General features: G+C 71.4%; 13 protein-coding genes and 1 pseudogene. 11 read left to right on the top strand and 3 right to left on the bottom strand.

Translation table 11 applies throughout. The features are described from left to right. Positions 1–24 precede the first annotated feature (24 nt). From ACFO9I_RS06860 to purE, 5 genes and pseudogenes are all read left to right on the top strand, one after another. Complete coding sequence (locus ACFO9I_RS06860) at positions 25–525, top strand: PH domain-containing protein (protein WP_379179108.1); 501 nt, start codon at positions 25–27, stop codon at positions 523–525. After that, positions 512–1,498, top strand: a complete 987-nt coding sequence (locus ACFO9I_RS06855; protein ID WP_379179106.1) for an adenylate/guanylate cyclase domain-containing protein — start codon at positions 512–514, stop codon at positions 1,496–1,498. The genes ACFO9I_RS06860 and ACFO9I_RS06855 overlap by 14 nt, the downstream gene beginning before the upstream one ends. Before the next feature lie 117 nt (positions 1,499–1,615). Then, positions 1,616–1,909: pseudogene (locus ACFO9I_RS06850) on the top strand (winged helix-turn-helix domain-containing protein); the annotation flags it as partial. Positions 1,910–1,930: 21 nt separating this feature from the next. Beyond that, entirely contained in the window at positions 1,931–3,091 is a 1,161-nt protein-coding gene (locus ACFO9I_RS06845) for a 5-(carboxyamino)imidazole ribonucleotide synthase (RefSeq protein ID WP_379179104.1), read from the top strand. A gap of 2 nt (positions 3,092–3,093) precedes the next feature. After that, positions 3,094–3,618 carry a 5-(carboxyamino)imidazole ribonucleotide mutase gene (gene purE, locus ACFO9I_RS06840; RefSeq protein WP_379179102.1) on the top strand — a complete coding sequence of 175 codons (525 nt, stop codon included), beginning with the start codon at positions 3,094–3,096 and terminating at the stop codon, positions 3,616–3,618. A gap of 39 nt (positions 3,619–3,657) precedes the next feature. Here the strand turns inward: purE and arfB are convergent, their stop codons facing one another. Further along, complete coding sequence (arfB, locus tag ACFO9I_RS06835) at positions 3,658–4,113, bottom strand: alternative ribosome rescue aminoacyl-tRNA hydrolase ArfB (RefSeq protein WP_379179100.1); 456 nt, start codon at positions 4,111–4,113, stop codon at positions 3,658–3,660. Beyond that, positions 4,110–4,508 (bottom strand): CoA-binding protein, encoded by a 399-nt coding sequence (locus tag ACFO9I_RS06830; protein ID WP_379179098.1) that lies wholly within the window; start codon positions 4,506–4,508, stop codon positions 4,110–4,112. Before ACFO9I_RS06830 ends, arfB begins: the two co-directional genes overlap by 4 nt. 140 nt (positions 4,509–4,648) lie before the next feature. Between ACFO9I_RS06830 and ACFO9I_RS06825 the strand changes: the two genes are divergently transcribed. From ACFO9I_RS06825 to ACFO9I_RS06815, 3 genes are all read left to right on the top strand, one after another. Continuing rightward, positions 4,649–5,506, top strand: coding sequence for an Ig-like domain-containing protein (locus tag ACFO9I_RS06825; protein ID WP_379179096.1), 858 nt, complete (start codon positions 4,649–4,651; stop codon positions 5,504–5,506). A 135-nt stretch (positions 5,507–5,641) separates the two neighbouring features. Next, a complete protein-coding gene (locus ACFO9I_RS06820; protein ID WP_379179095.1) occupies positions 5,642–6,811 on the top strand; it encodes an acyl-CoA dehydrogenase family protein in 1,170 nt (389 codons plus the stop codon). 1,050 nt (positions 6,812–7,861) lie between these two features. After that, the gene (locus ACFO9I_RS06815; RefSeq protein WP_379179093.1) at positions 7,862–8,272 is read left to right on the top strand and encodes a hypothetical protein; all 411 of its coding nucleotides are present in this window, start codon (positions 7,862–7,864) and stop codon (positions 8,270–8,272) included. Between the two features lie 35 nt (positions 8,273–8,307). On the opposite strand, the gene ACFO9I_RS06810 is transcribed toward ACFO9I_RS06815, so the two are convergent. Further along, positions 8,308–10,065: a SpoIIE family protein phosphatase gene (locus tag ACFO9I_RS06810; RefSeq protein WP_379179091.1), complete on the bottom strand. Its 1,758-nt coding sequence runs from the start codon at positions 10,063–10,065 to the stop codon at positions 8,308–8,310. 148 nt (positions 10,066–10,213) lie between these two features. Between ACFO9I_RS06810 and ACFO9I_RS06805 the strand changes: the two genes are divergently transcribed. From ACFO9I_RS06805 to ACFO9I_RS06795, 3 genes are all read left to right on the top strand, one after another. After that, positions 10,214–10,954, top strand: coding sequence for a dienelactone hydrolase family protein (locus tag ACFO9I_RS06805; protein ID WP_379179089.1), 741 nt, complete (start codon positions 10,214–10,216; stop codon positions 10,952–10,954). A gap of 264 nt (positions 10,955–11,218) precedes the next feature. Then, a complete protein-coding gene (locus ACFO9I_RS06800; protein ID WP_379179087.1) occupies positions 11,219–11,899 on the top strand; it encodes a GAF and ANTAR domain-containing protein in 681 nt (226 codons plus the stop codon). Beyond that, positions 11,896–12,636, top strand: coding sequence for an ANTAR domain-containing protein (locus ACFO9I_RS06795; RefSeq protein WP_379179085.1), 741 nt, complete (start codon positions 11,896–11,898; stop codon positions 12,634–12,636). The genes ACFO9I_RS06800 and ACFO9I_RS06795 overlap by 4 nt, the downstream gene beginning before the upstream one ends. The last annotated feature ends 166 nt before the right edge of the window (positions 12,637–12,802 follow it).

Here is a 12,802-nt window from a genome sequence, read left to right as displayed (position 1 = left end):
GGCGCCAGGTGACATGATCCGGGGGTGGCCATCTCGCAGAAGCTGCTCAACGACGGCGAGACCGTCGTCATCAGCACGCGCACGCACCCCAAGGCGTTGCTGGTGCCGGTGCTCGCGCTGGTCCTCCTGCTCGCGCTCGGGGTCGCCGCCCAGACCGTCGTCGACCAGCACGTCGTCACCCTCGTCGTCTGGGTGCTCGTCGCCGTCGGCGTGGTCTGGTGGGTCCTGCGCCCGTTCCTGGTGTGGGCGACCGCGTCGTACACGTTCACCAGCCGCCGCCTGATCACCCGCACCGGAGTGATCACGCGCCGCGGCCACGACATCCCGCTCTCGCGGATCAGCGACGTGGCCAGTGAGCTCGGGCTGGTCGACCGGATGCTGGGCTGCGGCACGCTCATCATCAGCGACGCGAGCACCCACGGCCAGGTCCGGCTCCCCGACATCCCGCACGTGGAGGACACCCAGCGCCGGCTGAACCTCCTGCTCCACGACGTCAGCGACCCGCGTGGGCATGACGGCACCTGACCCCGAGCAGCCGCGCGACCGCCTCGAGAGGGCGATCCTCGGCGAGGAGCTCGTCTTCAACGCCGCCGAGGTGTCGGAGGCGACCGGCGTCACCATCGAGGAGGCGCGCCGCCTGTGGCGGGCGCTGGGCTTCCCCGAGCACGGGGTCGAGACCGCGTTCACGCGCGCCGACGCCGCGGCCGTCTCGACCCTGACCGACGTCGTGGAGTCGGGCCTGATCGACTTCGACCTGGCGGTGAACCTCACCCGGGCCGTGGGGCAGACCATGGCCCGGCTCGCCGACTGGGAGGTGGCCTCCCTGGTCCAGCGCGTCGAGGAGCTCGAGGCCGGGGACCAGGCGACGGGCAGCCGGGTCGGCTCGGCGATGCGGATCGTCGAGGAGTTCAACCGGCCCTTCGAGCAGCTCATGCTCTACGCGTGGCGCCGCCACCTGGCCGCCGCGGTGGCCCGGGTCGAGGCGCTGGGGGCCAACGAGGAGGACCTGCACACCACCCAGCTGACCGTGGGCTTCGCCGACATCGTCAGCTTCACGGCGCTGTCGAACCAGCTCACCGAGGCACGCATCGGCGACCTCGTCGAGCTGTTCGAGTCCCGGTGCGCCGACGTCGTCGCGGGCCAGCGCGGACGCGTGATCAAGAGCATCGGCGACGCCGTGCTTTTCGTGAACGACGACCCGATCCGGGCCTACGACACCGCCGAGGGGATCATCAACGTGATCGGGCGGGACTCCCGGATGCCCGACGTGCGGGTCGGCCTGGCCAGCGGCTCGGTCGTCATGCGGCTCGGTGACGTGTTCGGTCCGCCGGTCAACATGGCCGCCCGGCTGACGGCGGTGGCCCGGCGCAACCGGATCATCATCGATGCCGAGACCGCGGAACTGCTCCCGGACGACCAGTTCGAGACCCGGCGGCTGCCCGCCCGGCCGGTGCGGGGGTTCGGCCTCGTGGAGCCGGTCGCGGTACGCCGCCACTGAGCCCCCCACGGGCGGCGATCCCGGGCGCCGGTCCAGTGCGTTGACCCCATTTGGGGGATTTCGGCTCCGGGGGCCCGCTTTGCTTCCTACCTTGGTGCCGTGGTCGAGGTGCAGGACGTGCGACTCGACCCCGAGAGCCGCCGGGCGTGGCGCGGGGTCGAGGAGATCCTGCTGTCCCGCAAGGAGTTCGACCTCGTGCACGCGCTGATGTCCCGGGCCGGTGAGATCGTCACCCGCGACGAGCTGATGCGCGAGGTCTGGAGCACGACCTTCTGGACCTCGTCCAAGACGATCGACGTGCACCTGGGGTGGGTGCGCCGCAAGCTCGGCGACGACAGCCGGCGCCCGCGCCTGATCACCACGATCCGCGGGCAGGGCCTGCGCTTCGAGACCGGGGACACCCACCGCTGACCGGGTCACTACGCTGGCCCCGTGTCCGAGCCCGCTCCCACTCTCGCCGTCATCGGCGGCGGCCAGCTCGCCCGGATGATGGCGCAGCCCGCCATCGCCCTCGGTCTCCCGCTCCGCCTGCTGGCGGAAGGGGAGGGCGTGTCCGCCGCGCAGGTGATCCCCGACCACGTCGTCGGTGACTACCGCGACCTCGACACGCTGCGCCGGGTCACCCACGGCTGCCGCGCCGTCACCTTCGACCACGAGCACGTGCCGACCGAGCACCTGCACGCGCTGGCCGACGACGGCGTCGCGGTCCACCCCGGGCCCGGTGCGCTCGTGCACGCCCAGGACAAGGCCGTCATGCGTGAGCGGCTGGCCGCGCTTGGCGTGCCCTGTCCGCGCAACGCGGTCGTCGGATCCCTCGCCGACGTCGAGGCGTTCGGCTTCCCGTGCGTGCTGAAGACGACCCGGGGCGGCTACGACGGCAAAGGGGTGTGGTTCGTCCGGTCACTGGCCGACTGCGAGGAGGCGTTCCGGGCGGCCGAGGAGACCGAGGTGCGGCTGCTGGCCGAGGAGCTGGTCGACTTCCGTCGCGAGCTCTCCGCGCTGGTGGCCCGCTCGCCGAGCGGCCAGGCCGCGGCGTACCCCGTCGTCGCGTCCACCCAGCAGGACGGCATCTGCCTCGAGGTCGTCGCCCCGGCCCCGGACCTCGACCCCGAGCTCGCCGGCCAGGCCCAGGAGATCGCGCTGCGGATCGCCGGGGCCCTCGACGTCACCGGCATCCTCGCCGTCGAGATGTTCGAGACCGCCGACGGCCGCGTGCTCGTCAACGAGCTCGCGATGCGGCCGCACAACACCGGGCACTGGACCCAGGACGGTGCGGTCACCTCGCAGTTCGAGAACCACCTGCGCGCCGTGATGGACCTCCCGCTCGGCTCGCCCGCGCCCCGGGCCCGCTGGACGGTGATGGTGAACATCCTCGGCGGTGTCGACCCCGAGGTCGGCCGGCTGTACGACGGCTACCCGCACGCGCTCGCGCGTGACCCGCACCTGCGCGTGCACCTCTACGGCAAGGAGCTGCGCCCCGGCCGCAAGGTGGGGCACGTCAACGCCTACGGCGACGACCTCGAGGACTGCCTGGAGCGCGCGCGGCACGCCGCCGCGTGGTTCCGTGGCGACCTCGGCAACGAGAGCGAGTGAGCATGGCTGAAACGTCGGTCCAGGGACCCCGCGTCGGCATCGTCATGGGGTCCGACTCCGACTGGCCGGTGATGAAGGCGGCCGCCGAGGCCCTGGAGGAGCTCGGCATCCCCCACGAGGCCGACGTCGTCTCCGCGCACCGGATGCCCGACGAGATGCTCGACTACGGCAGGCGGGCCGCCGGCCGGGGCCTCTCGGTCATCATCGCCGGCGCCGGCGGGGCGGCCCACCTGCCGGGCATGCTCGCCGCGGTGACGCCGCTGCCGGTCATCGGCGTGCCGGTGCCGCTGAAGTACCTCGACGGCATGGACTCGCTGCTCTCGATCGTGCAGATGCCGGCCGGGGTGCCGGTGGCCACGGTCGCGATCGGCAACGCCCGCAACGCCGGCCTGCTCGCCGCCCGCATCCTCGCCACGGGCGACCCGGCGCTGCTGGAGAAGATGATCGCCTTCCAGGCGGACCTCAGGACCGCCGCGCAGGAGAAGGGTCGGGCCGTCCGCGAGCCCGCCCGCAAGCTCGGCTTCTAGGGGGTGGTCCGGCACGTTCTCGTCGTGCCGGACCGGCGGTCACTCGCCGCGGACCCGACCGCGTAAGGACTTGGTCAGCCCACGCTGACGCTTGGCCTCGAGCCGCCGCCGCTGCGACCCCCTGGTCGGCTTCGTCGCCCGCCGGGGCGGTGGCGGGGGAGCCAGCGCGCTGCGCAGGAGCTCCGCGAGCCGCTCCCGGGCGGCGACCCGGTTGCGGTGCTGGGACCGGTGCTCGGAGGCGACGACCACCATGGTGCCGTCCACGAGCCGTTCGGCCAGCCGGCTCAGCGCCCGGCGACGCTGCCCCTCGCTGAGGGCCGACGACGCGGCGACGTCGTACACGAGCTCGACCCGGCTGTCGGTGGTGTTCACCGACTGTCCGCCCGGGCCCGGGGAGCGGGAGAAGCGCTCGACCAGCTCGACCGCGGGGATGGTCAGCCCGTCCGGCAGGCCGGGTCCCGGCACGACGGCGAGGTCGCCGCCCGGCCGGCTCATCTCCACATGGCCGGGCAGGTGTCCATGACCATCGGCACCCCGGCGAGCGTCGTACGTCGGAAGGCGTCCTCGTCCACGACCCCGAGCTGGAACCACACGCCCTTCGCACCCACGGCGACGGCCTGGTCGGCGAACTCGCCGGCGGCCTCGGAGCGGCGGAAGACGTCGACCACGTCGATCGGGAACGGCACGTCGGCCAGCGTCGCGTAGCCCTGCTCACCGAGCACGACGGGAGCGTCCGGGTGGATCGGCACGATGCGCTTGCCGCGCCGCTGGAGCAGTGCCGCGATCTCGTACGCCGTGCGGCCCGGGTCGCCCGAGAGCCCCACCACCGCCCAGGTCTCGCACTCGTCGAGCATGAACCGGATCCACTCGGTGTCCTGCCAGTCAGCCATGTCCGGAGAAACTACGCGACGACTTCCGGCATTCCCCGAACATCCTCCGGCGGCGGAGGTTAGCGTTCAGCGTCTTTTGCTACCGAGAGGTAGCACCACTGAGCTGCTTGAGGGAGCCACACTTCATGAACGTTTCTCGCATGGGTCGTCGTCTCGTCACCGCCGGTGTCGCCGCCGCGCTCGGTGCCGGCGCCCTGGTCGGTGCCTCGTCCACCGCCGCCGACGCGGCCGACACGACGAAGACCGGCACCAGCACCTACACCTGCACGTTCCCGATCATCGGCGCGCAGCAGGTGCCGGTCGACATGACCATCCCGAACATCAGTGCCGGCTTCCCCGAGATCCCCGCCGGCCTGCCGCTGAGCCAGGGCTCGCTCAACGCCAGTTACGTGTTCCACGCCGGCCCGGACGTGGCCGGTCTGCTGCCCGCGGTGAGCAACCTCGGCGCGAGCGACATGACCATCCTGCTCGGGAGCAAGGCCGTCAAGGTGGCCGAGTTCGCGTTCGGCACGCCGACTCCTGTCGAGGGCGGTGGCGTCGACCTGCCGGCCACCGGCACCAACTCCGACTTCTCGGTGCCCGGCGGGGGCGTCTACGACCTCACGATGCCCAAGTCGTTCGTCCTCAGCGGGACCAGTGCTCTCGGCGACGTCTCGGTTCCCTGCACGACCTCGGCCGACCCGGCCGTGCTTGACACCCTGACCGTGGTCAAGAACGACTCGACGACCACCGTGACGGCGCCCGCGAAGGTCAAGAAGGGCAAGGTCGCCAAGATCGTCACCAAGGTGGCGGGCGGCGTGAGCGACTTCCGCGGCAAGGTCGTCATCAAGGACGGCAAGAAGAAGCTCGGCACCGCGGCCCTGAACGACGCGGGCAAGGCGGTCTTCAAGGCCAAGGGCCTCAAGGTCGGCAAGCACAAGATCACCGCGAAGTGGGCCGGCGACGCCTACCGCAACGCCAGCAAGTCGAAGGCCGTCGTCGTCAAGGTCGTCAAGTGACCCTGACCTGACCGGTCGCAGCTCAGCGGACGCCCGGCCGGTGCCTCGTGCACCGGCCGGGCGTCCCGCATTTCCGGATCCGCTGAGGTGCACCTCACCGCGCCCCCTCGGTTACCCACAAGTACGATCCCGTCCATGAGCGACTTTCCGATGTACGCCCTCTCGGAGGAGCATCAGGCCATCCGCGAGGCCGTGCGCGCGGTCTGCGACGCCAAGGTCGCGCCGTACGCCGCCGACGTGGACGAGAACGCGCGCTACCCCCAGGAGGCGCATGACGCCCTGCAGGCGGCGGACTTCCACGCGCCGCACGTGCCCGAGGAGTACGGCGGCGCCGGTGCCGACGCGCTGGCCACGGTCATCGTGATCGAGGAGGTCGCGCGCGCCTGCGTGTCCAGCAGCCTGATCCCCGCGGTGAACAAGCTCGGCAGCCTGCCGGTGCAGATCTCCGGCAGCGAGGAGCTCAAGAAGAAGTACCTCGGTCGGCTCGCGGCGGGGGAGGGCGGCTTCTCCTACTGCCTCTCCGAGCCCGACGCCGGGTCGGACGCCGTGTCGATGAAGACCCGGGCCACCCGCGACGGGGACGAGTGGGTCCTCAACGGCGTGAAGCGCTGGATCACCAACGCCGGTGTCTCGGAGTTCTACACCGTGATGGCGGTGACCGACCCCGAGAAGCGCAGCAAGGGCATCTCGGCGTTCGTCGTCGAGAAGTCCGACGAGGGTGTCTCCTTCGGTGCGCCGGAGAAGAAGCTCGGTATCAAGGGCAGCCCGACCCGCGAGGTCTACCTCGACAACGTGCGGATCCCCGCCGACCGGATGATCGGCGCCGAGGGCACCGGCTTCGAGACGGCGATGAAGACGCTCGACCACACCCGCGTCACGATCGCCGCGCAGGCGGTCGGCGTCGCCCAGGGCGCGCTGGACTACGCGCTGGGCTACGCCCAGGAGCGCCAGCAGTTCGGCAAGCCGATCGCCGACTTCCAGGGGCTGCAGTTCCTGCTCGCCGACATGGGCATGAAGATCGAGGCCGCGCGCCAGATGACCTACGCCGCCGCGGGTCGCTCCGAGAGGGGCGACGCCGACCTCACGTTCTTCGGTGCCGCCGCGAAGTGCTTCGCCTCGGACGTCGCGATGGAGGTCACCACCAACGCGGTGCAGGTCCTCGGCGGCTACGGCTACACCCGGGAGTACCCGGTCGAGCGGATGATGCGCGACGCCAAGATCACCCAGATCTACGAGGGCACCAACCAGGTGCAGCGGATCGTGATGGCACGGCAGCTCCTCGCCGGGATCCAGTCCGAGCTCTGAGCCTCACAGCCGCGGACGTCATCACGCGAGCTTCGTTTTCCGACAAGCGTCCCTAGGTCCGTTTCTGGACCCCGAACGGCACTTCCCGCGGAGATCCGGTCGACAAAGGCTGGGGGTGGGCAACGACGCCCCGTCAGGGAGGCGATGATGCGCACGACCAGGCTTGCCATGTCGCTGGGAGCGTTCGCAGCGCTCTTGAGTCTAACGGTGGCGTCAGCCGGCGTTTCGCCGTCGACGCCCTCATTCGGCCCGCCTGAGGTGGTGTCGACGACGCCGGCGTCGAGCGGCTGGGTGGGTGTCGACGGGCGTGGGGTCGCCACGGCTGTGTGGACCGAGGGAGAAGGTCGCGGTCCCCAGGTCCTCTACGCTGCGCGACGCTCGCTCGAGGGGGCATGGGACGGGCCGCAGGCGCTGACCGCACCCAGGACCGGGATCTGGTTCGCAGCGGATGCCTCACGTGGAGGATTCGCCTCGGTGGTGTGGTTGCGAGTTGGGGAGAAGGCTTCACGGCTGTACGAGTGTCACTGGCGCAGAGGCAGATGGAGCGGTCCGGTCCGAATCGGCAAGACAACCTCACGCTTCGGCTCACCATCCGTTGCCGTCGACGGTCACCGAACCACGTGGGTCGCGTGGAACAGCCATGGCGTGATGCTGAGGAAGAGGACGGTAGACGGTGGATGGACACACCAGCAACGACTGAGCAACCGAGCATTCACTGGCACTCAGGTGGCGGTCAACAAGCGCGGCGACGCTGTGGTTTCTTGGCTGTCCAAGAGCCTCCTGGCTGCCCGAGTCCGTCCCCACAGAGGGGATTGGCAGCGTTCTCACGTACTGATGCGAGCAGGTGAGAAGTTCGGACGTATCGGGGCAGTCCACACTGCGATGTCGCCGACCCGCCGATCTCTCGTCATCTGGTCGACTTGGGATGACTTCGACCACGTTCACGGCTACCAGAACGGCGTGGCCTACGCCCGTAGCACCCCGAGGGGCGCATGGCACCCTCGGGGGTGGGTCACTCAGAAATTGCTCGAGGACGGCGGGGATCTGCGGATGTCGATGAATGACAGCGGTGGCGTCCTGACAACGTGGCTGCAAGGCGAGGATTGGTCGAACACCTATCGCGACCAAGCTGCACGGATGGGGCCGCATGGCCACTGGACAGCCCCGAGCACTCTGCCGGATGACGGAAGTTGGACCTCACCCTGGCTGGACGACAACGGCACCGCGGTCGTCCTCGGCACTGGCAGTGAGGACGGATCCATCATCCTCACGACACAGTCGTCGGGCACGCCATGGAGCAGCCCCGTCACTGTCGCCTCCCACTCGAGCATCCTCAGCTTCCGTGGCAGGAACACCGATGCCGCGCTGCTGACGAACGACCTCGACGACCAGACGCCCGAACCCGGGGCCGATCTCGTGGCAAGACTCCTCGGCTCAGCGAGTACCGACTCGCGACATTGAGAGCACTTTGCGCCACCCAGTCGGTGGTCTCAATCTCACAGCAGGCGCGCCGCGACGACGGTGACGTCGTCCCCGGACGTCGGGTCCGCGAGGTCTGCGAGCCCCGCCACCAGGTCGGCGAGCGGCCGGTCCCGCAGCTGTGCCGCTCGCTCGCGCAGCCGCGCGATCCCGCGGTCGAGGTCCTGGCTGCGGGACTCGACGACGCCGTCGGTCACGAGGACCAGCACGGCGCCCGGCTCGAGGTGACCGGTCGTCACGGTCCGGTCACGCCGGCGCACGACACCCAGCGGTACGCCGGTGGCCGCGCCCAGTGCCTCGGTGCTCCCGTCGGTGTGCACGACGACGGCGGGCATGTGGCCCGCGTTGCCGAGGGTGAGCGCGCCGGTGGCCGGGTCGACCAGGGCCGCGGCCGCCGTGACGAACTGGTCGGGCGCGTCGCGCGTCATCATCTCGTCGGCGGCGGCGAGCACGGCCGGGGGAGCAGGGTCGACCGTGAGCAGGCCGCGGATGCCGGCGCGCACCCGGATCATCGTGGTCGCCGCACGCACCCCGCGGCCCATCACGTCACCCACGACGAGCGCGAGCAGACCGTCCGGCGTCGCGACGGCGTCGTACCAGTCGCCGCCCACGTGCTCCAGCTCGTCGCCCCCGGGGGCGTAGTGCACGGCGAGCTCGAAGCGGTCGAGCGCCGGCAGCGGGCTGGCGGCGAGGCTGGACTGGAGCTGTTCGGCGATGTCGGCGGTCCGGGCCTGGAGCAGGGCGCGCTGGGCCGCGATGGCGCACTGCGAGGCCAGCGTCTCCAGCAGCCGCAGGTCCGCACCGGGGAGCGGCTGGTCGCTGCTCGCGAGCAGCGCGCCGCTGCCGCTCGCGGCCGCCAGGTCGTCGGGGACGCGGAGCGCCACCCCCTCACCGACGATGTGGCGGACCCGCTCGAGGCCGGCCCGCAGCACGTCCTCGACCTGGTCGAGGGTCCACGCCCGGACGAAGTCGGCGGTCACCTCCTGCAGGAGCTGGGCGCGGGCGACGGCGTCGGCCTCCCGCTCCTCCAGCAGCACCCGCTCGGTCACGTCGCGGACGCAGCCGATCGTGCCGGTCGGGTTGCCCTGCTCGTCGGTGGTGACCTTGCCGTGGGCCTCGATCCAGCGCATCGTCCCGTCCGGCCAGAACATCCGGTTGCGCAGCACGTACGACGACCGCGCCTCGATCGCCTCCTGGACGACGGCCAGCACCCGGTCGTGGTCGTCCGGGTGCAAGGTCGCCTCCCACGCCTCGAACGTGCCGTCGAAGCCGCCGGGCGGCATGCCGTAGATGGCCTCCAGCTGCTCGTCCCACACGTTGGTGCCGGCGACCATGTCCCAGTGCCAGCTGCCGAGTCCCGCGGCGTCATGGGCCAGGCGCAGGCGCTGCTCGCTGGCGGCGGCAGCGGCCTCGGCCGCCCGGATCTCGGTCATGTCCTCCGCGACGACGACCGCGCCGACGACGGCCCCCTCACGGTCGCGGATCGGGGTGGCCGAGACGGCCGCGAGGAACCAGTCGCCGCGGGGGCGTCGGACCGGGAGGTCGCCGCGCCAGGTCTCGCCGCCCAGGACCGCGGGGAGGTCGAAGGTGCTGCCGGCGGCCGGTTCCGGGGCCAGCAGGTCGCGGACGGACAGGCCGAGCAGCCCGGCGACCTCCTCGGCGTACGCCTCCGCGGCGGCCTCGTTCGCGAACGTGACGACGCCGTCGACGTCGGTGGCCAGGACGGCGAGCCGGATCGCCTGCAGGAGGTGGAGCTCGTCGATGTAGCGCTGCACCCTGGGGCACCTTCCCACTCGGACCGCGCGGCGAGCCCGCGTCCGTTCATTGTGCCCATGTCACGGGGTGCCGGGGGAAGATCCGTTCGACCCGGACCGGATCCGGGTGGAGGGTCGCGGTCACCGCGGGGTGGCTAGCGTCTCCCGCATGCGCGAGACGATCGAGATCCAGACCCCCGACGGCCCGGCCGAGGCCTACCTGACCGGCCCCGGGACCCCCGGGCCGCACCCCGGTGTCCTGCTCTTCATGGACGCGATCGGGCTGCGCCCGCGCATCGAGGAGATGGCCGACCGGATGGCCTCGTGGGGGTACGTCGTGCTCGCCCCCAACGTGTTCCACCGCTACGGGAGGGCGGCCGAGCTGGCCCCCACGGCGGACCTCAGGGTCGCCGACAACCGCGAGAAGTTCTTCGCCGGCGGGGTCACGGACCGGGTGGCCGGCCTGACCCCCGACCAGTCCGACCCCGACACGCTGCTGTGGATCGAGGCGCTGCTCGAGCGCGCCACGGCGCCGATCGGTGTCGTCGGGTACTGCTTCGGAGCCCGGCTCGCCACCCGGGCCGCGGGGCTGCGTCCGGACGTGGTCGCCGCCGTCGGTGGGTTCCACGGCGGTGGGCTGGTCGTCGACGGGCCGGACAGCCCGCACCTGCGGATCGCCGGCGCCCGCGCCGAGTTCGTCTACGGGCATGCCGACGGCGACCGTTCCATGCCGCCGGAGGCGATCGAGACGCTGGGCGCGGCCCTCGACGCGGCGGGGCTGAAGCACGCGAACGAGGTCTACGCCGGCGCCCCGCACGGCTACACCATGGCGGACACGTCGGTCTTCGACGAGCAGGCGACCGAGCGGCACTTCGACGCCCTGCGCGACCTCTTCGGCCGAACGCTGTAGAGACAGCTCCAGGCGGGCGCATGCGGTCGGCTGCGGCGGGTACTGCACTGCCACGGGCCCGAGTCGGGGTCGTCCCCCGGGCGGGACGGCCTCGACCCTGGTCCGGCCAGACGTCGGTCCGAGGTCGATACGGGGGCCGACCTTGGGCGACCACTGCAGGTCTCACGCAGCGCTGCGGTGGTCGCCCATGCTGTCCGGCACTGCACCCGTGCGTATAGTCGCAAGGGTGCTGGCCATTCGACCGCCGCTCCGCGTAGGGCGTCCGTGACGAGCAGGGACGCCGAGGACTTCGCCGCGATGGCCCTGTCCCTCCACGACGAGCCGAGCCTGGACGAGACCGTCGACAGGGTGCTCGAGTACGCCCTGAAGTCCGTGGACTGCGCCTACGCCGGCGTGATCTTCATCCACGCCAAGAGCCGCGTCGAGACCGTCGCCGCCACCAACCCCCTCGTGGCGCAGCTCGACCTGGTCCAGCTCGAGCACCAGGAGGGGCCGGACCTCGACGTGCTCACCCACCCTGCCGACAGCGTCATCGTCGATGACACCGAGTCGGAGGACCGCTGGCCCGGGTGGGCCGCGGCGGTCGCGGCCACCGGCGTCCGCAGCATGCTGGGCATCCGGCTCCACACCAGCTCGTCCACCATCGGCAGCCTCAACCTCTACGACACCCGTCCCGGCCACTTCACCGAGGAGGACCGCGACGTCGCCCACATCTTCGCCCGGCACGCCGCCGTGGCCCTGGCCTCCGCGCGCGAGACGGCCAACCTGTGGCGTGCGATCGATGCGCGTCGCCTCATCGGCCAGGCCCAGGGGATCCTGATGGAGCGCTTCGCCATCGACGCCGACCAGGCGTTCGCCGTCCTGCGCCGCTACTCCCAGGACCGCAACCTGAAGCTGCACGTCGTCGCCGAGCGCCTGATATCGACGCGCAGGCTCCCCGAGTGAGCCGCCGGTCCCGCGTCCTCGAGGGGAGCCGCGCCTTCGACGCCCTCACCGCCCCGGCCGTCCTGCTCGACACCGACTACGTCATCCGGGCGACGAACCCCGCCTACCTGCGGGTGACCGACCGGTCGGAGGAGGAGCTGGTCTCGATCAACCTCTTCGAGGCCTTCCCCGACAACCCCGAGGCCGGTGGTCAGCCGGTGCTCGCCGCGTCCTTCGAGCGGGTACTGCAGACCCGGCGGCCGCTGCACCTCGGCGTGCTGCGCTACGACCTGCTGGAGCAGGAGCCGCCCCGCTACCGCACCCGGCACTGGGTGCCGGTCGGTGCGCCGGTCCACGACGGCGACGACGTGGTCGGCATCCTGCTGCGGGTCGACGACGTGACCGGGCTGCGTCCCAGCGCCCTGCGCGCCCTCGAGGCCCGCGGCGCCGCGATCGCCCGGCACCAGGGGGAGGACGAGGCCAACGAGGAGGTCGTCCGGTCCCTGGTGATCGCCGCCGGCGACCTCGAGGCGATGGCCGAGGAGATCGAGCAGCTGCGCGAGGCGCTGTCCTCGCGCGCCACCATCGACCAGGCCAAGGGCATCGTGATGGCACAGGTCGGCTGCAGCGCCGACGAGGCGTGGCGCCGGCTGGTGAAGATGTCCAACGACACCAACGTGAGGGTCGCCGACGTCGCCGCGGCGGTCGTCTACCGGGTCGCGCGCAGTGGCGAGGAGAGCGTCTCCGGAAAGTCCTGAGAAGACCTGGTTTGACCCGTCCGACGACGGGTAAGAAGCGGGTGTTCCTCCTGTCGAGGGCGGTCCGAGCTCCCTCACCCCGGCGGGTGTTGTGGGGATGTTCGTGGCATGCCACGATCGGGAACAGTGGTCGAGACAACGTGCCACGTCAGACAACTCCAATCGG

It is taken from the genome of Nocardioides sp. GCM10023255, from assembly GCF_042653125.1.
In the GTDB taxonomy this organism is placed as follows: Bacteria; Actinomycetota; Actinomycetes; order Propionibacteriales; family Nocardioidaceae; genus Nocardioides.
Note: the sequence above shows the minus strand (reverse complement) of the source record. Positions and strands in the feature narration are given on the sequence as shown.